Consider the following 20787-nt stretch of genomic DNA (forward strand, 5'->3'; position numbering starts at 1 on the left):
AAAAGAAAAGGAATGAGACAGGTGGCCAGTAATCAAAACTATCAGTTCACATTAACAATTAAACATACGGACTATATTGTCAGGGATCACCGGGTGCATGGCACCCGGATTATACCCGGTGTCACATTTTTAGATATGATATACCGTATGGCGCTGAGCAAAGGTTTGCCTATTGAAGAACTAGAGTGTCAGAATATTTTGTATTTTGAACCTGTAGCAACATCTGATACCTTTGACAGAGAAATCCGCATCCGTTTTCAGGGATTGGAACAGGGATGGGAAATTCAGGCGAAGAGCAGAAAGGTAAAAGATGACCGCATTCTGGATGAAAGCTGGGATGAGAATATGAACTGCAGGCTCATGCCGAAAATCCCGGAAAGCATGAGTTCAATCAATATTGATGAAATTAAACATGCCTCCGCCCGTGAAGCTGATATGGAGATATGTTATGACTATTTAAAAAAGGTTGATATAGAGCATTTTGAATTTATGAAGAGTCTGGGGAAGGTTTATGCGTCTGATCATTCTGTACTTGCAGAGTTGACGCTCAGCCAAATTGCCAATCAATATACCGGCTATTTTCAATTGCATCCCACTTTTCTTGATGCGTCTACCATCATATCGATCCTTTATCAGGCATGTCCCGAATATTTTACACAGGGATCTCCGGCAAGCCGGATGAAAACGTATATTCCCATTCATATTGAATCTTTCCGTATGACGAAGCGCCTGGAAGACAGGTGTTATGTGTACATAGAGAAGCAAGACCAAAATCATGATTCAGGGGATGTCATCCAAGTAAGTTACGGTTTGTACGATGCACACGGGGAGATGATCGCTTATTTTACGCGGCTGTCTGTGAAACATATTCGCTCAAAAGATTTAATTGAAAACCTGAAGCAGACTCGTTTGGAAACTGAAGCGGCTTCTCAGCCAAAAGACAGCCTGATCAGAAAAGATTCAATCATAAATCGAAGCGAAAGCATCGAGACACATCTTAAAGAATTAATATCCGGGGTTTCAAATATAGATCTGCGTGACATAAGGACAGACATTGGTTTTTATGAACAGGGCCTGGATTCAGCTTCTTTGCTTGCCATTGTCAAAGAACTTGAAAACAAAACAGGGGAACAGCTGTATCCTACACTCCTGTTTGAGCAGAAAACGATCCGGGAACTCGCCGCGTATATTAAAGAAAATCAAAGAATGTCCAGTTATTTCTTAACGCGAAATCAACCGGCTGAAAAGCCTGACATGAAAGAAAGTAAGAACGAAAATCTTTCCGCTCTTATAACAGAAGGAGACATTCAGCAGCTGATCGCAGATATCAAAGGGACTGCCCCTGAAACACTCTCTGTGGTAAAAGGTTTTTATGAACAAGGCCTCGATTCCGTAACACTTATGCAAGCCGTAAAGGCATTGGAAGAGAAAACAGGCAGGGAACTGTACCCTACTTTATTGTTTGAGTATCCGACGATTCAAAAACTTGCAAACTATTTTGCAGAGAGCGGCGAAAAGACGTCCGTTGAAAAAGACCTCCCTCTTCATCATGGAGAGAATCATACGGCTCTGACCTATTTAACACCGCATTGGAGACAAAAGGCTGCTTCTTGGGATCCGAATTGCGGAAATAAAAAGAAAACAACATACCTGCTGTTTCAATATGACAGAGAGCTTTTTCATTTTATGCGGGAAAATGCTGAAAATGGATTCGGAAATACACAGATCATTCTCGTTTTATCAGGGAATCGTTTCTCCTATCACGGAGACGGTGTTTATGAGATAGATCACAGGGAGGAAGCTCACTTTGAGAGGCTTGCAGCTGATCTGAAAAAAAGGGGGCAAATGCCCGACACCGTGGTTTACGGGTGGCCGGAAGGGTCATTTGCCGGCCCGGAAAAAATAAATGAACAGCTTTCTAAAGGGGCTTACCCGCTATTCTTTTTCAGCCGGGCATTGATGCGCAGCAAGGCGGAAAAAAAGGTTGTATCGCTTTTCCTTTATCCGGCGGACCATAAAAATGATCAGCCGCTTTACGCTTCAGTCCATGGCGCAGGGCAGTCTATTTTGCTTGAGAACCCGAAACTGGCCCTTAAGACAATCGGGATATCAGTTTCAGACAAGTCATCGTTGCCGGATCTTACAGCTGAAATCATCAGATGCGAATCAACTGAAGCGCATCCGGGAGAAACCGATCTTTATTATGAAGGAAATGTGCGCTGGGTCCGTGCCTTACGGGAAGCGGAACCGGCTCAAAACTCAGGTTTCTCCTTTAAAGAAAACGGAGTATACATGATTACAGGAGGGGCCGGCGGCTTAGGCCTTATATTTGCAGAACATATCGCAGCCCAAACAAAAGCCAATATTATTTTAGCGGGCCGTTCTGAACTTACGGAAGACAAAAAGAACAAAATCAGCCGAATGAAAGCAGGCGGTTCTTCGGTTCAATATATAAGAGGTGATTTTTCAGATAGCCGCGATGCAGAGCGAATCATAAAAACCATTAAAAGGCAATTCGGAGAAATTAACGGTGTGATACACAGTGCCGGTGTGACGCACGACGCTTTATTGATTCAAAAATCAAAAGATGAAATTCAGGAAGTGATCGCTCCGAAAATAAATGGGACGGTCTTATTGGACAGCTTGCTGCAAACCGAACCTTTGGACTTCTTTGTGATGTTTTCATCAAGCAGCTCGATGTACGGGAATATCGGACAGACGGATTACGCATTGGCCAACCGGTTCATCGATCTTTTCGCTGAGTGGCGTGAAGGAATGAGGCGGAAAAAAGAACGCTCCGGCGTCTCAGTAGCCATCGGCTGGCCGCTATGGGAAGACGGCGGCATGAAAGTGGATAAACAAACTGAGAAATGGATGAAACAAAAAATCGGTATGGTTCCTCTTAGTAAAATCAATGGGATCAAAGCTTTTCAAGATTCACTCTCTCTGAACGCATCACAGCTGATCGTGTTTGAAGGTGACAAAGAAAAATTGAAATCTGCACTTCAAGATACCTTCATGGAGGATGAAAACCGTGAGATCCAAATAAATGAAACAGCTGATACAAGGCATGAGGACATTGCCATTATCGGATTAAGCGGGAAGTATCCGATGGCTGAAGACTTACCTGAATTTTGGGAGAATTTAAAGAGCGGAAAAGATTGTATTACAGAAATCCCGCCTGACCGCTGGAATATGGATGATTTCTTCAGCGAAGACAGAGATATGAAAGGGAAGTCTTACAGCAAGTGGGGAGGTTTTATCAGCGGAGCCGATCAATTTGATCCGCTTTTCTTTCATATTTCCCCAAGGGAAGCAGAACTTATGGATCCCCAGGAAAGGCTCTTTTTAGAAACGGCCAAAAATTGTTTTGAAGACTCAGGATACCCGAGAAACATGCTGGAAAAGATGAAAGTCGGTGTATTTGTCGGTGCAATGTGGGGCCAATATCAACTATTTGAAGGAGAAGAAAATGGAGTGGCTTTCTCGCCGGCATCCGTCTATTCTTCAATAGCCAATCGGGTGTCTTATTATTTTCATTTAAAAGGTCCGAGTTTGGCTCTGGATACAATGTGCTCTTCATCACTGACCTCTATTCATTACGCATGCCAAAGCATACATTGCGGAGAGAGCGATATGGCATTGGCCGGCGGAGTGAATTTGTCAATACATCCGAATAAATATAAGTTCCTCAGCATGGGGCAGTTCCTATCAAGTGACGGCAGATGCCGGAGTTTTGGAAAAGACGGAAGCGGTTATGTTCCCGGTGAGGGAGTCGGAGCCGTATTGTTAAAACCATTGAAAAAAGCAATAGAAGATCAAGATCAAATATACGGTGTGATTAAGGGAAGCGCCGTTAATCACGGAGGAAAGACGAGCGGGTATTCCATACCGAATCCGGATGCGCAGGCGGAGGTCATTTCAGAAGCGCTTCGTAAAGCTGACATTGATCCGAATACCGTCAATTATATTGAAGCGCATGGAACGGGTACGTCATTAGGCGATCCGATTGAAATTCAAGGACTGAAAGATTCCTATCAACTGAATCATCCTTGCGCCATCGGTTCGGTGAAATCAAATATCGGACATTTAGAATCTGCGGCAGGAATCGCTGCGGTAACGAAAGTGCTTCTCCAAATGAAGAATAAGCAGCTTGTTCCTTCTCTGCATTCCGATATTGTTAATCCGTTTATAGATTTTGAGCAGGTTCCTTTTCAAGTGCAGCGGAAAGCGGCTGAATGGAATATTCCGCAAAACAGCAATGCTGTTCATCCTTTGAGAGCCGGGGTAAGCGCTTTTGGAGCAGGAGGGACAAACGCGCATCTTATATTGGAAGCGTATGAGCCGCCAAACGCTTTTGATCATCAAAGCGGCCGAGTGATCTTTGTTTTATCGGCTCAAGACAAACAACGGCTGATAAAATATGCGAAGGTTATGGCTGATTTTCTATCAGAAAATGAATCGAAGGATAACAATCATAAACTGCGTCTTCAGGATATTGCCTATACACTTCAGACGGGACGCGATCATATGGAAGAACGGCTGGCGATAGTGGCAGATTCCGGGCAGGTCATTGCTGAAGAGCTCTCAGCTTATATCAGGGGTGAAAAAAGCAGCTTGAGCTATACCGGTAATACATTCGAATCAGAAGTTCACAATGAAATGCCTCACGTTTGTTCAGATTACGCCGAAGCAGCATCAAAATGGGTAAATGGAAGAAAGATAGATTGGGAGACTTTTGAGGTGAATCGGAATGCTCGCAGGATTTCTATTCCGGGACAACCGCTGATCAAACAGCGGTATTGGATAGCGGAAAAAGGGGAAACGCTTGTTTCAACAGATGTGAGTAAGCCGACTCACCCTTTCTTGGGGAGTAACACGTCCGATTTTAATCAGTTCAGTTTCACGAAAAAAATCAGCCGTAATCATCCATTCGCACTAAGTCTGTCTGAAGGAAACGTGTCCTTTTTCCCTTATGCATCTTTGGCTGAAATGGCTATCGTCAATGCAGCGGCGGCATTTGGACAACCAGTTCATACATTGACTGATTTATTGTGGACCGAAAGCATGAACGGAATGACTGATATACGGGAACTGATGATTACGCTGACGCCTGAGCGCGACTTTGCGCGGTTTGACATATATGCAAACACAAAACATGAGAATAAAGTACGTCTTGCCAGGGGAAATGCGCATATTGTTAAGCCTGAAAGCGGTATGCTTCCTGAAGCGCTTGATATTGCTGAAGTCAAATCAGAAATGACTGAACATCCTGCTGAATCGCCTTTTGTCATTGAATCAGCGAAAAACAGTGACGGAATGCTGTCGCTTCATTCATTGCCGGATGAGCTTTATGCAAAAAGAGAGAATTTTATGATCTCTCCTGAAGCGCTTGAGTCCGCGATTCATGCCAGTGCGTTTTTTGTCAGCGGAGAAACCTTCCCGGAATTGATCGGAATGGGAGCGGCGGATGTCTATCAGCCTCTCACTCAAAATTTTTATGTCTATACTCAAAAAGAGAACCGGCAGAACAGCCGTGATGTAACGTGTCGTATGACATTTACAGATGAAAACGGAAGCATTCTGGCAGAGTGCAAAGATGTGAGATTCAGATATGGTCATGAAAAAAGCACTGTTCAGACGGACGACGAACTCATTCGTCTCCTGCGTCAATTGGAAACCAATGATATTGATCAGAAGGCTGTATTGAAACAATTAATGGGGGAAGAATGATGAACGGAAAACGTGAACAAATCAGCGATATTCTTGATCTGATTCAATCAGGACAGATATCGGCTGACGAAGGCTATGCCCGTGTGACATCCATTCAGAATCAAAAATCACGGGCATCGAACCATCCGCTTTTTTATTACAAGCCGGAATGGACAGAATCGTTCATTCCGAATAAGAAGAGCGCACCCTTGACGGGATTGCTCCTGATTTTTGCAGAAAATGAACGGCAAATACAAGAATTGAGCGGTTTGTTTAAGGACTGTACTCTCTTGTTTGTTATCCGCGGAAAAGAATTTGCTGTTTTACATGATGATACGATTTGTATGAACCACGTGAAAAAAGACGACTATCTAAAGCTGTTCCGATACATCCATGATCATTATCAGCTGCCCGAAAAGATTCTTCACTTGTGGTCTGATTCTCAGGCTGACATGAGTAAGGGAGGTATACAGAAACAATTGGAAAACGGATTGTTTTCTCTTCTGTATATTACACAGGCGCTGATTGAACTAAAATGGAAAAAGATAATAAAGCTGACGCATATTTTTCAAACCGAGAATAAAGAACAACTGCCGCTGCATCATGCTCTCGGCGGATTGGTGAAAACCGTTCACCAGGAACATCCCAATTTTCACTATCAGATTATCAATATCACGCAATCAGAGGGTGCGGGAGCCGCTCTTCCAGCAATAGCGGATATATATCAGAGAGAGTGTGACGAAAAACGGGATATCCATTTTGAAGTGCGCTATGAAAACGGCAGACGTTTTACGAAAAGCTATAATAAAGCCGGCTCATTCGATTTAACCCAGCCGCTGAAACATCATGGGAATTATCTGATTACAGGAGGCCTGGGCGGTCTCGGTTATATATTGGCAAAACATCTGTCGGAAAAATGGAAAGCGAATCTCATATTGACGGGGCGCTCTGATTTAACTGAAGAGCAGGAAAAAAAGATCGAATATTTAAGAAGTTCAGGTTCAACAGTTGAATATATCCGATCTGATGTTTCAAAACAAAGTGATGCTGAACGGATGTTTGCTTTTGCAAAAGAGCAGTTCGGCACCTTACATGGAGTATTTCACAGTGCCGGCGTACTCCGTGACTCTTTTATCTTAAGAAAGACAAAAGAAGAAATTGATCAAGTCACAGGTTCGAAAGTTTTTGGCACGTTGTGGTTGGCGGAAGAAATCAAAAAAATGAAAGTTGAATTACTTGTCTTGTTTTCATCCACATCGGCAGTCTTCGGCTCAGCCGGCCAATGTGACTATGCTTTCGCCAATGCCTGTTTGGATCAGTATGCAGCAGTTATGACCGCAAAAGAGTCTGCCGGAAGGGTAGTGTCAGTCAATTGGCCGCTATGGACTTCCGGCGGGATGAATATTGACGATGAAGGAATATCCTACATGAAACAGGAACTCGGTCTTGACCCGTTAGATGACGGTGACGGAATACAGGCCCTGGAGAACAGCTTGTGTCAATCATCTGAACAGCTGATTGCCCTGAAAGGCCGAAAAGAAAAGATTGAGGATGTGCTGATGCGTGCCGGCACAATCACCTTTCATTCAGACCAGCAGGAAGATGCTGATTTGAAAAACGATGAATTAAGACAAAATATCATCAGTTATCTGAAAAATATAATGTCAGAGGAATTGAAATTACCGGTCTCACTCATAGATGAAAAACAATACCTGGAGAAATACGGCATTGATTCAGTGATGATCATGCGTCTGACCAAAAAGCTGGAGCAAAGTATCGGCAGATTGTCGAAAACATTGTTTTTTGAATATCATTCAATATCGCAGTTAGCCGAATATTTCCTGAGTCATCACAGCGAACGAATGATGAAACTGCTGAACCCGGCCGGCACACCTGAACTTGTCTCAGATCAAAAAAAGCAAAAAAGAAAACCAGTGGAAACAAAAGCGCCGGTACGCTCTGAAGAAGAAGATTCAAAAGAGCACATTGCGGCCGATCCCCTTTCTGCTGATATAGCCATTATCGGTGTCAGCGGCAGATACCCGGGTGCGGAAAACATCAGGGAGTTCCAAAATGTGCTGATGAATGGACGGGATTGCGTAAGCGAAATTCCTGATGACCGGAAGGAAATGCTGGAGGGAAGCTGCTATAAGTGGGGAGGTTTTCTGAAAAATCCAGACCGGTTTGATCCTTTATTTTTCCGGATATCACCGAAAGAAGCGGCTTTTCTTGATCCTCAGGAACGTCTCTTTTTAGAGACAGTGTACAATACCATAGAGGATGCGGGTTATAAACCTTCAGATCTGACCCGCAAAAAGGTCGGAGTTTTTGCAGGCGTCACATATGGAAGCTATCAATTTTTCGGCGTTGAAGAATCACTTAAAGGAAATGAACTGGCCGTCGGGTCTCCATTTTCTGCAATAGCAAACAGAATATCGTATTTCTTTAACTTTAAGGGGCCGAGTATGGCGGTTGATACAATGTGTTCATCCTCTCTTAACGCCATTCACTTAGCCTGTGAAAGTATACGAAGAGGAGAAAGCACACTTGCTGTTGCGGGCGGGGTCAATCTTACGCTTCATCCGAATAAATATACATTATTAAATCAAAGCCGCTTCTTTGCAAGTGATGGCCGATGCCGTACATTCGGCGAGGGCGGTGACGGTTATGTACCGGGAGAAGGAGTGGGATCCGTACTTTTAAAGCCGGCGGCGGAAGCGGTAAGGGACGGAGATCATATTTATGCGCTGATTAAAGCGACAGCGGTCAATCACGGAGGGAGAACAAACGGTTTTACGGTTCCTAATCCGAATGGTCAGTCTGAACTGATACAGGACGCGCTTGAGAAAGCTTGTATTGACCCTCGTACAATTAGTTATATTGAAGCTCACGGAACGGGAACTGCTCTGGGAGACCCGATTGAGATCACCGGGTTAACAAAAGCGTTTCGGGAATTTACGGAGCACACTCAATATTGTTCCATCGGTTCTGTCAAATCAAATATCGGCCATCTTGAGGCCGCAGCGGGAATTGCCGGTTTGACAAAGGTTCTTTTGCAAATGAAACTGAAAAAACTGTTTCCTTCCATACATGCGGAGACGCTGAATCCAAATATTGATTTTAAAGCATCTCCCTTTTATGTACAGCGGTCATTGCAAGACTGGAAGAAACCGAAACTGCAGGAAAACGGAAAAACAGTAACTGTTCCGAGAAGAGCGGGGATCAGCTCATTCGGAGCGGGAGGAACGAATGTTCATATCATTATAGAAGAATATGAAGAAACAAACGCCTCAACAGAACATGTTGAGAACGAACCGCATATTGTCCTGTTATCTGCCAAAGACCATGAACGTCTTCTTGAGTATGCCGAAAACATGAGAGATTTTATCCAACGTTCACTAAGTTCTGAAGTAAAGGATAAACAGCCTGATATGAAAGAAAAGGTGAATGAAGTACTCAAACCGTTTGTTTCGGAATTGCTTCATATCCATCCGGAAGAAATTAATATTGCTGATCACCTGAGTGAATTTGGCGTAGGGCCTTTGGAATTAAGCCGGATGGCGGATTTTATTAACGAAATGTTTCATATTGAACTCACGATGTATGAATTAACTGATTGCCCCTCCATTCAAGCGGTTACTGAATACTTATTGAAGGAATATGCCGGAGCGATAAGAAACATGTTCCCGAATGAAGTGATGGAAGCCGGCCAATCGGAAAGCGTCGTTTTACGGGATCTGGCATACACTACACAATCGGGCAGAGAAGCGATGGAGGCCAGAGCGGCGATTACCGGTACCTCCCTTAAAGAAATTAAGGATAAATTATTTGAGTTTTGCCGCGGTGACAAGCAAGTTCCAGGCGTATATGTTAATCAGCAATCAGCAGATGCATTTGCTGAAAAAATGAAGGCGTTAACGGAAGGCAGAGCAGGTGAATTGTTTGTAAAGACCATTATTGAGAACGGTGAAGCGGAAAAGCTGGCTCAATTATGGGTTTGGGGGGCGGATATCGACTGGAAATCCGTTCATCAACATTTACAGCAGCCGGGTAAACGGATCTCAATTCCGACTTATCCGTTTGCAAAAGAACGTTATTGGGTTCCGTCCAGGACTGAGAAGACAGAGATCCCTCAGCATTCTTTTCAACATCACTTACAAAAAAAATGGAGGGAGAATCCGTTTGTAAATCCATCCGAAACAAAAGATTACGGACTGACAGTAGCATTTGTAAATCAAGACACAGAATCAATTGCCCGCACCATTTGTTCGGATATAGATCAGGAGAATCTGATTGTCATAAAACATCACTCTTCATTTATAAAACACTCTGATCAAATGTTTGAGTGTTCTTTATTAGATGAAAACCACGCATACGACGTTATCCGTGAGATCTTCTCGGGCGGTGAGCGGCAGGTCGAAAATATATTTGATTTCTCAGATATCGGAAACCAGAGTGAAAATCAGAACGGCATCCCATATGGTAAATTCTTATTTATACAAGAAATAATTAAGAGGAGTAAAAAGGAAACACCATTATCCATTTTACAAATCACCAATGGCTTGCAGGTATTTAAAGCGGAAAAACCAAAGCTGACGGGGGCAGAATCAGCGGCTTTTCTGAAAGCCCTTTCTGCGGAATACGGCTTTGTTCATGTGAAAACAATAGATATAGACAGCATGAAAGAAACGCATGAGCTGAAACAAATCTTTGAGAATGAAAGGGCGCAATGTACCGGAGAGAATGAAGTATGCTACCGCAGCGGCGTCAGATATGTTCCGTATTTTGAAGAAGAAAGAATCCATACTGGCGAGCCTGTTTCATTTCCTGCGGATAAAGCCATCGTGATTACCGGCGGGACAGGGGGCATTGGCAGAGCAATAGCTGAAGATTTGGTGAAACGGGGAGTGAAAAAACTCGTGCTGACGGGTACGCGTCCATTACCTTTGCGAAGTGAATGGGATCATTTGCTGAAAGAGGACAGACAGGACGAAAAGACAGTCAGCAATATAAAACTGTTTCAAAGTTTTGAAGAGAAAGGTGTCAACTATCTGTATTACAGCGGTTCTCTCACAAATGAAGAGAAGCTGCGTTCATTCTTTCACCAAGTAAGCCTTGAATTTAAAGATATAAGCGGTGTCATACACTGTGCCGGACTGCACAGCGGCGGAAATCCGGCCTTTATTCATAAAAGAATGAGTGAATTTAAGACGGTGTACGGGCCGAAAGTCACTGGACTTCAGAATTTGGAGCGGATTTTTAATAATAGGCCGCTGGATTTCTTTATTCTATTTTCATCAATTGCTGCACAGTCACCCAAACTGTCGAAAGGAATGACTGATTACGCGTCTGCAAACGCATATATGGACTATTTCGCGGCTTATCATTTTCAAAAGGGGAGAACGTATTTCACGTCCATCAATTGGCCGAGCTGGAAAGAAGTCGGAATGGGTACTGTGACGAGTCCTTTATATGATGAATTGGGATTGGACTCTCTTTCCACACGGGAAGGACTGGCGATTTTGTATCATGCACTGGAGAGAAAATCGGCCAATATCATTCCTATCGTGAAAAAAGGAACAGTGTTTCATGCAGACAGTCTCCTGAACATCAATAAAACCGGCGGAGCTTCGGTTCCAGTCCGAAGACAGGAGATTCCCGACACTTTTGATCATTCAGAAGGGCTTGTCAGTGAACTTTCTGCCGTATTTGCCGAGGAATTGAGCATTCCCCTTGAAAAGCTTAACCCAAATACGGATTTTCAGGAATACGGTGTGGATTCTATACTTCTTGTCAGCATTATACATCGAATAGAAGCAATGATTCAGAAAAAAATTGACCCTACTGTGCTTCTTGAACACAACACGATTCATGGTCTTGCGGAATATATCGGTAAGACGGCGCCGCCGTTGAAAAAACAAATCGAACAGACTGATTCTCAAAGCAGCAATCGGCAAGATATGCAGTCTGTGACGAGCCGAAATACAGAACCGCAGACGGCTTCCTCTGCAAAGATAGCTGTTATCGGAATCGGATGTAAGTTCCCTGGAGCGGCTGATAAAGAGGAATTTTGGGACAATCTGAGAAAAGGGAAGAATCATATTAAAGAAGTACCTGATTCCCGGTGGAATATAGAAGAAAATTACTCTCCGGTGCAGCAAAAGGGAAAAAGCATCAGCAAATGGGGAGGATTTATCAATGGAATCGGCAGCTTCGATCCGGAGTATTTCCGCATGGAAGAGGAGAAAGCCATCCAAACGGACCCGCTGATAAGACATTTCTTAGAAACGAGTGTACAGACTGTACGGGATGCCGGTTATGAAGAAACGGAATTATCGGGAAAAAAAGTCGGCGTATTTGTCGGTTCCAGAATGGGCGGCTACGGTCACAAACTGCCGAAAGAAAGCAGCAGCCACATCGTCGGGCTTAGTCAAAACTTTATTGCTTCACATGTGTCGCATTTCTTTAATTTTCACGGTCCAAGCATGGTTTCTGATACCGCTTGTTCTTCTTCATTAGTCAGCATTCATTTAGCCTGCCAAAGCATAAAAAACGGTGATTCAGAGATGGCTCTGGCAGGAGGGGCGGATCTGCTTTTGGATGAAATTCCTTACCTGATGTTAACAGAAGGAGGAGCTCTTTCGCCGGACGGTCAGTGTTTTACTTTTGATGAGAGGGCAAACGGCTTTGTACCCGGAGAGGGTTTTGGCGCTGTTCTGTTAAAACCGCTGGATAAAGCGAAAGCTGACGGAGATCGGATATACGGTATCATTGAAGCATCAGCTATTAATAACGACGGTGCGACAATGGGAATCACGACCCCGAATCCTAAGCTTCAAGAGCAGGTTATTCAAGATGCATTTGAAAAAGCCGATATCGCTCCCGGATCAGTCAGCTACGTCGAAACTCACGGCACAGGCACGATGATTGGAGATCCGATTGAGCTTCAGGCTCTGACAAAAGTATTCCGAAGAGACACAAACAAAACGCAATTTTGCGGAGTAGGAAGTGTAAAAACCAATATCGGACACTTATTAAGCGCTGCCGGAGCGGCAAGTTTCATTAAAGTGATTTTATCAATATGGCATAAGGAAATTCCGCCTACATTGAATTGTGAAACGCCAAATCCCCGCTTTGAATTTGAAAAGTCGCCTTTTTATCCGAATACAGAACTGAGAAGCTGGAAGGATGGAAAACGGAGGGCGGGCATCAGCGCTTTCGGTTTTGGCGGAACAAACGCCCACCTTTTGGTAAGCGGCCTGGATGATTCATATCATTCCGTCAGAACGCCGCTGCCGCCTGCCGAGTTTGTCAGAAAAGAGTACTGGCCGGATTCAAATCGGAAAAAACAAATCAAACAGAATAAAAAACGGCTTCTTGAAATTATTGATGAAACAGAGTAGCACCTGCTCTGTTTCTTTACTTTGTAAAAGAAGAAAGGTTGTCGAGTTGCATGAGGTTCAGCGTATTAGTCAAACATGACGATTATATTGTTTCAGACCATGTCCTTCATCAAGTGCGTACGATACCCGGCGTAACGTATCTGGATTTAATAACCCGATTTTTAGCTGAGAAAGGGATATCCCCCCGAAGTTTTGAAATCAAACATGTTTTATTCCGTGAACCTGTTGCGACGTCAGTCCATTTTGATAAAAAAGTCAGCTTCCAGTTTACGGAACAAGAAAACGGCTGGCTTGTTGAAACAACAAGCAGGAAATGGGTCGCTGAAAAGGCGGAAGGTGAAGCGTCAGTCAACTTGCAGGCGGAAATCATAAGAAAAAATGCGATAAACGAAAAGACAATTTCAATCGAAGCATTAATGAAAGGGGCCGTCCGGATTTCGGATGCTGAATCCGCCTATCGTAATTTGCGCAGGGGCGGCCTGATTCATAAAGATTTTATGAAATTGGAAGGTACGGTATATGAAGGTGAAAATTATATTCTGGGAGAGGTCAGTTTAAGCGGACTTTCAAAAGAATATACAGATGACTTTTACATGCATCCCGCATTTTTGGATGGGTCTCTCAGCTTGTTGGGAATCCTTACATCAGACTTGCCGGATGAAGGAACAAATGCGTTTATCCCTATATATATTGAGACATTCCGGGCACTGCATAAAACAACTGGGTCTTGTTTTGTGTATATTGATAAAAACAGTATAACGCAACCGCCTTCTAAAGACATTTTATATGCGGACATAGAAGTATACAGGCCTGATGGAGAGCTTGCTTTTTATTATGAGCGATTCGGTGTGAAAAGAGTCAGAAATGAAAAATCAATACAAAGGCTGGAGCATTCCCAAAAAGCTAAAGAGGTCGGCAGCGCAACGAACAATAAAGAAATGATCAGAAATAATTTGATCCAAGAGATAGCCGGCATGATTGAAAAACCTGCTGAAACAGTCAAGAATGATATTTCCTTTTACGAGATGGGCTTGGATTCTAAACAATTATTAGACTTATCCAAAAAATTAGAACTGATGTTAGATACAAAGCTGTACCCGACTTTATTATTTGATTACTCCACAATCGGTGAATTGACGGAATATCTGCAGGAGAAATACGGAGCCGACATTACAGACTCTATCTCTGTTACAGTTTTGCACCAAGAAAGTCATAAAACATTAACAGATGAGCTGTCATCCATTATTGGAGAGGTTACAAACACACCGCCAAATAAAGCGGACAAACACCAATCTTTTTACGAACTGGGTCTTGACTCAAAACAGCTGCTGCATATATCGAAAATGCTCGAGGAAAGATTAGATATACAATTGTATCCGACATTGCTTTTTGATTATAACAATATTCATGATTTAGCGGCTTATTTAGAAGAAAAATATGATGTGCGTAATACGCCGGCCGCAGCTTTTAAAGAAAAAACGCAAACGAAAGAGCCGTCTGAAAAGCCGATGCTTGAATCTTTGTATTTACAAAAAGAATGGATAGAATCGCCATTAAAGTCCGGAGAAGTACCTAAGGAAAATACATTGATTTTCGATTTCGACAGTTCATTGAGTGATGAAATCCGAAAGTACATCGGCAGTGAAAATGTTATTTATGCGGAAGCCGCCGATGAATATGAAATGGTAAATGGAAAGCATTATAAATTTAATCCGGAGCAGTCTGCTCATTACACCAGACTGTTAGAAGATATGAAAAAGTCCGGAGCGTTTCCGGCGTCAATCATTCATTACCTGTCAAAAAAAGCTTATACTGAAGCAGCGTTAGATCTGACTCATAGCTTTTATTCAATTCTTTATTTGAGCAAAGCTTTGATCCATCAAAAAGTAAAAGAAAACATCAACATTCTGTACGTACATGACAAGGGTCAATATACAAATCCGGTTTACGCCGCGATTGGAGGCTTTTTCAAAACGCTGAATGCGGAGCAGCCGAATATAAAGTGTAAAACGGTTGAGATTTCTTCAAGACAAACCATTGAAAAAGCACCTTTGCTTCTCAATGAATTAAGTGCCGGACATCATCAGGCTGTGAAATATGACGGCGATCAAAAAAGGTGGGTGACAGCATATAAAGACGCTTCGCTGCAACCAGGGCAAAAGGCCGCAAAGTTTGCAAAAAACGGGGTGTATCTCATCATCGGAGGGTTAAGCGGCATCGGCTGGATTATTTCAGCGTTTCTTTATGCAAATCACGGAGCCAGCGTTATCATTGCCGGGCGATCGAAAATGACAGCAGACATGGAAGAAAAATTAGACAGCATCCGCTATGACGGGGCAAGCATTTCTTATATTCAGGCTGACATGGCAGATAAGCAGCAGGTCATCAAGTTAGCGGAAAAAATTCGTGCTGATTTTTCCGAAATCAACGGGGTTATTTACAGTGCAGGCGTGTTAAAAGACTCTCTCATTATGAATAAAACAGACGCGGAAGCTCAAGCGGTGCTGCAATCAAAGGTCAATGGTGTGATTCATTTGGATGAAGCGCTCAGAGATATGCCTTTAGACTTTTTTGTTTTGTTTTCTTCCATCTCCTCAGAAATCGGAAGTCTGGGTCAAGCCGATTACGCCTACGCCAATCGTTTTCTGGAGCATTTTGCCGAGTGGAGGGAATGTATGAGAAAGGCGGGGGGAAGATCAGGAAAAACCATCGCTGTAAATTGGCCTTTCTGGAAAGACGGAGGCATGTCAGTTGATCCCGGCATTCAAGATATTATGAAAATGGAGTACGGGCTTCACCCATTAGAAAATACTGCCGGAATCAAAGCATTTGAACACTCGCTTCTCGGCCAAGGCCACCAGCTGATCGTGTTATACGGAGAAAAAGAAAAAATACAAAACGATTTCAAGCCGTTATCCGCCCGTTCAGCACCGCCTTTAGTAAGAGATTCAGCCATTGCAGCCGATTTTGATGCTTCGTCAATCGTTACGGAAGAAGCTGAAAGTCCTTTCCGAATACTCGGCACGGCCTCCAATCGTCATCTCGACGATTATTTGCATTATTGGAGCAGACTGAAGAAAGGAGCCCTTCAGCACGATCAAAGCGATGCCGCAAAAAAACTCATCGCTTTTTACCAGACAGAAGAAACGGAAACCGTTCATTTTCTGGCAAACACAGAAAATGCCCGGCATATGGAAATATTGATGAGCGGTAAGGGTGAAACAATTTTACTGATTTGCGGTTTCGCTACCACTGCTTACATGTGGAAAGAACAAATGAAGGAGTGGGCAGATCAATTTAATGTCATTGTCATACACACACCGGGTTACGGACTAAGTGAGGGGAGCGCCGATTTTACACTGAGCGGGCTGGCTCAGACTTTTATCGAAGTGCTGAACGAGTTAGGGGTTGCTTGGCCGATCCACATTGCGGCAGCTTCTTGGGGAGGCATGATAGGGCAGAGGATATCCTATGAATACCCTGAAAAAGTAAAAACACTCATTCTTTCCGGAAGTTACACCGCATACGAAGAAGACCCTGAAAGCAGTGTCGAGGAAAAACTGAAAAATGATTTTATAGCTATAGGAAAATCGCATGAATATGAAAGTTTATACAGTAATCAATTCTTAAATGCTTCTATTGAACGTTTTATGAAGATACATCAACAAGAAGGCTATTCTACGATCGGCTTTTTAAAAGACATTCATACAAGAACGCTTATCCTTACAGGTGAGAAGGAAAGCGTAGTTGATCAGAAAGAAACAAAAAGGCTGCGGAAACTGCTGAGCAATGCAGAATTAAAGAAAATTAAGGGAGCGGGGCATCTTCCGAACCTCACACATCCGGAAGAATTTAATAAAGCGGTGTCAGAATTCATCAAGAAATCGGTAAGTAAAGGATGAAAACGATACATACAGTACAGGGGGAGAAAACAATGAAACAAACAATAAGCAATCCGGCATTTGATATGAAACAAATTAACGCTCTTAACAGCCATTATCAGACGATGATAGACAATGGAGTTCTGCAATGTGCAAGTTATATGATGTCAAGAGGAGGTGAGGTTTTTGCAGCTGAGTCGTTAGGGGAATTTACCGGCGGACAAAACGAAAAGCAAACATTTCAGCTTGATACAATCAGAGAAATCGGTTCTTTGACAAAAGTGTTTACCGCTGTAGCCGTCATGCAGCTCGTCGAAAAAGGTTTGCTCGATCTGAAAATGCCGGTCAAGCTCATTTTGCCTGCGTTTGATAAACCGGGTTTCGGAGAAATTAAAATTTTGCACCTTTTGACTCATACGGCGGGACTAAGTTTTGAGCTGGATATTCAAAAGGCTGAAGGCATTGACTTAACGAATGAGGAAGAATGGATAAACTATCTCGTCAGTACGCCTTTGGAGTACGGAGTGGATGAAGCATGGAACTATTCCAGAACCGGTTTTGTTATACTTGGCATCATTATTTCAAAAGTAACAGGCGTATCCTACGAACAGTATGTAACAAAGCATATTATTGAAGCGCTAGGATTAGAAAGAACGTATTTTTATGTGCCTGATGCTTTAAAAGAAGAAGTTTGTGTGATCAATGAGCACGAGTGCGTACAGCTGGAAAAAAGTCATCACCCGTATTTTCCGAATAAAGCGACAAGCGGTCTGTACTCTTCGTTGCGAGATATTTGGAAGTTGGCTGAAATGTTTAGAAATAAAGGCAGATTGAAAGATAAGAAGCTGCTTGGAAGAAAAACAGTCGAGGCTATGCTGAGAAATCAAATAAAGCCCGGTCTTCCTTTTTACTTCTTCGGAGCGCCCAGAGAGGAAGGCGGCTTTGGTTTAGGCATTAATTTGTGGCCGGCCGGTGACCATTATTTCATGACAGAAGGCACCTTCTCACATCTTGGAATGGGTTGGTGCGGCATGTTTTCTGATCCAGCCGAAGATTTTACGTATGTATTTTTCACTCCGATTTCCGAGTTTCATCCTCATGCCGTGCTGACGCCGCTGAATATCGTGTGGGCAGGTATTGAATAATTAGACAAAAGCATCGTCCCGTCTGTTCGGCAGGCGGGACGATTGCTAACTGCCCGTTTTTATCCCGCGGCATCTTTTCAAAGCCCGCCCCTAAGTTAAATAACTTAATTTACTCTTTGTAATTTTTTTTAATTATAGTACAGTAGAGCATTTTTATAATACAGTTTAAAGTCTTTTATAGTACAGTTTGGCGCAATATGATCTTAAGTTTTATAAGCGGTTTCAAAATGAGGTTATAAATGATTGACGGCTTTGTTTAATTACTGTAAACTATGGTTGTTGATCATATTGTACTAATAAAAAATCTTTTTTTATTAGTACAGTTTAAACGTCATTATCTTTGCTTAAGCGCTATGTGAATTTCTGAATGATTAATTTTAGAATTGCAGAGCATGATAAGACTGTTTTTAATACGGATGGCTAAACGGTATCCTAACCCTGTTAAATCAAAAGAAGAGGTGGTTTAAAAAATGGCTGCAAAGACAAAAACTTCAATTGTTGATAGCAAAAAACAATTTGATGCTATTCATAAGCAGTTTGAAACGTTCCAAATTTTAAATGCTGAAGGAGAAGTCGTAAATAAAGACGCAATGCCTGATCTTTCAGATGATCAGTTAAAGGAATTAATGAGAAGAATGGTGTATATCCGCATTTTAGACCAGCGTTCAATTTCTCTTTCCCGTCAAGGACGTTTAGGTTTCTATGCACCGACAGCGGGCCAGGAAGCTTCTCAAATTGCATCACACTTCGCGCTTGAACAGGACGACTTTATCCTTCCGGGTTATCGTGACGTTCCTCAGCTGATTTGGCACGGTCTTCCTTTACACCAGGCATTCCTGTTCTCAAGAGGCCATTTTAAAGGTAATCAGATGCCTGAGGGAGTAAATGCTTTATCACCTCAAATTATTATTGGTGCTCAAATTATTCAAACCGCAGGTGTAGCTTTAGGGCTTAAAAAGCGCGGTAAAAAAGCGGTAGCTATTACTTACACTGGTGACGGCGGAGCTTCTCAAGGTGACTTCTATGAAGGAATGAACTTTGCCGGAGCATTTAAAGCGCCAGCGATCTTCGTTGTTCAGAATAACCGCTATGCGATTTCAACTCCTGTAGAAAAGCAATCATCCGCACAGACAATTGCCCAAAAAGCAGTTGCCGTCGGTATTACAGGTGTTCAAGTAGACGGAATGGATGCACTAGCCGTTTATGCTGCAACCGCAGAAGCACGCCAGCGCGCAATTAACGGTGAAGGTCCGACTCTGATTGAAACTCTTACATTCCGTTACGGACCTCATACAATGTCCGGTGACGATCCGACTAAATATCGTACGAAAGAAATAGAAAATGAATGGGAGCAAAAAGACCCGCTCGTACGTTTCCGCAAGTTCTTGGAAAACAAAGGACTATGGTCTGAAGAAGAAGAGAACAAAGTGATTGAACAGGCCAAAGAAGAAATCAAACAAGCTATCAAAAAGGCTGACGGCGAATCAAAACCGAAAGTAACAGAGCTGATTGAGAATATGTTTGAAGAGCCGACGTTCAACTTGAAAGAACAACTTGAAATTTACAAAGCGAAGGAGTCGAAGTAAGCCATGGCGCAAATGACAATGATTCAAGCAATCACTGATGCGTTACGCACAGAACTGAAAAACAATGAAAACGTTCTGCTTTTCGGGGAAGATGTAGGCGTTGCCGGAGGCGTATTCCGTGCAACTGAAGGCCTTCAAAAAGAATTCGGTGAGGACCGCGTATTTGACACGCCGCTTGCTGAATCCGGTATCGGCGGTCTCGCTCTCGGTTTAGGCCTGCAAGATTACCGTCCTGTTATGGAAATCCAATTCTTCGGATTCGTATATGAAGTAATGGATTCAATCTCAGGACAAATGGCTCGTCTCCGCTACCGTTCCGGCGGACGCTGGACTTCTCCGGTGACAATCCGTTCTCCATTCGGCGGAGGGGTTCATACACCTGAACTTCACGCTGACAGTTTGGAAGGCCTTATCGCTCAGCAGCCGGGTATTAAAGTTGTTATCCCTTCCACTCCTTACGATGCAAAAGGACTGCTGATTGCCTCTATCAGAGACAATGATCCGGTTGTTTTCTTAGAGCATATGAAACTTTACCGTTCTTTCCGTCAGGAAGTTCCTGAGGAGGAATACACAATCGAGCTTGGCAAAGCTGATGTGAAACGCGAAGGTACTGACCTTTCTATCATCACATACGGCGCGATGGTTCATGAGTCGCTTAAGGCTGCTGAAGAGCTTGAAAAAGAAGGCGTTTCTGCTGAAGTTATCGACCTTCGCACTGTAAGTCCGCTTGATATTGATACGATTATTGCTTCTGTTGAAAAAACAGGCCGCGCAATTGTCGTGCAAGAAGCTCAAAAACAAGCCGGCATCGCTGCCAACGTTGTAGCTGAAATCAATGACCGCGCGATTCTGAGCCTGGAAGCTCCGGTTCTGCGTGTTGCGGCGCCTGATACAGTATTTCCTTTCTCGCTTGCTGAGAGCGTATGGCTTCCAAACCATAAAGACGTTCTTGAAACTGCGAAAAAAGTTCTTGAATTTTAATCAGGCATCATAAAAGACGGTAAAGAGAGTCCTTTTCTCTTATATGAAGGAATCTGTTTACTAGGTTCAATGCTTGCGA

6 protein-coding genes are annotated in these 20787 nt (G+C 43.1%); all 6 read left to right on the forward strand.

All coding sequences use genetic code 11. From position 1 onward, the window contains the following. Positions 1-21: 21 nt before the first annotated feature. The 6 genes from BXO87_RS03640 (at position 22) to pdhB (ending at position 20708) form a co-directional block, all read left to right on the forward strand. Positions 22-5733: a type I polyketide synthase gene (locus tag BXO87_RS03640; RefSeq protein ID WP_038457886.1), complete on the forward strand. Its 5712-nt coding sequence runs from the start codon at positions 22-24 to the stop codon at positions 5731-5733. After that, positions 5733-13115 (forward strand): type I polyketide synthase, encoded by a 7383-nt coding sequence (locus tag BXO87_RS03645; RefSeq protein ID WP_038457888.1) that lies wholly within the window; start codon positions 5733-5735, stop codon positions 13113-13115. The genes BXO87_RS03640 and BXO87_RS03645 overlap by 1 nt, the downstream gene beginning before the upstream one ends. Before the next feature lie 50 nt (positions 13116-13165). Then, entirely contained in the window at positions 13166-17017 is a 3852-nt protein-coding gene (locus BXO87_RS03650) for an alpha/beta fold hydrolase (protein ID WP_076851227.1), read from the forward strand. Between the two features lie 32 nt (positions 17018-17049). Beyond that, complete coding sequence (locus BXO87_RS03655) at positions 17050-18141, forward strand: serine hydrolase domain-containing protein (protein ID WP_038457891.1); 1092 nt, start codon at positions 17050-17052, stop codon at positions 18139-18141. Between the two features lie 470 nt (positions 18142-18611). Then, positions 18612-19727, forward strand: a complete 1116-nt coding sequence (gene pdhA / locus BXO87_RS03660; protein ID WP_007611171.1) for a pyruvate dehydrogenase (acetyl-transferring) E1 component subunit alpha — start codon at positions 18612-18614, stop codon at positions 19725-19727. 3 nt (positions 19728-19730) lie between these two features. Next, positions 19731-20708 carry a pyruvate dehydrogenase complex E1 component subunit beta gene (gene pdhB / locus BXO87_RS03665; protein WP_003154528.1) on the forward strand — a complete coding sequence of 326 codons (978 nt, stop codon included), beginning with the start codon at positions 19731-19733 and terminating at the stop codon, positions 20706-20708. Positions 20709-20787 lie beyond the last annotated feature (79 nt).

Origin of the sequence: Bacillus sp. GZB (genome assembly GCF_001975995.1) — a bacterium.
Classification (GTDB): Bacteria; Bacillota; Bacilli; order Bacillales; family Bacillaceae; genus Bacillus; species Bacillus velezensis.

Coding starts and splice junctions, on each gene's coding strand:
- BXO87_RS03645 (WP_038457888.1), top strand. CDS start 5,733: ATGAACGGAAAACGTGAACAAATCAGCGATATTCTTGATCTGATTCAA.
- BXO87_RS03650 (WP_076851227.1), top strand. CDS start 13,166: ATGAGGTTCAGCGTATTAGTCAAACATGACGATTATATTGTTTCAGAC.
- BXO87_RS03655 (WP_038457891.1), top strand. CDS start 17,050: ATGAAACAAACAATAAGCAATCCGGCATTTGATATGAAACAAATTAAC.
- pdhA (WP_007611171.1), top strand. CDS start 18,612: ATGGCTGCAAAGACAAAAACTTCAATTGTTGATAGCAAAAAACAATTT.
- pdhB (WP_003154528.1), top strand. CDS start 19,731: ATGGCGCAAATGACAATGATTCAAGCAATCACTGATGCGTTACGCACA.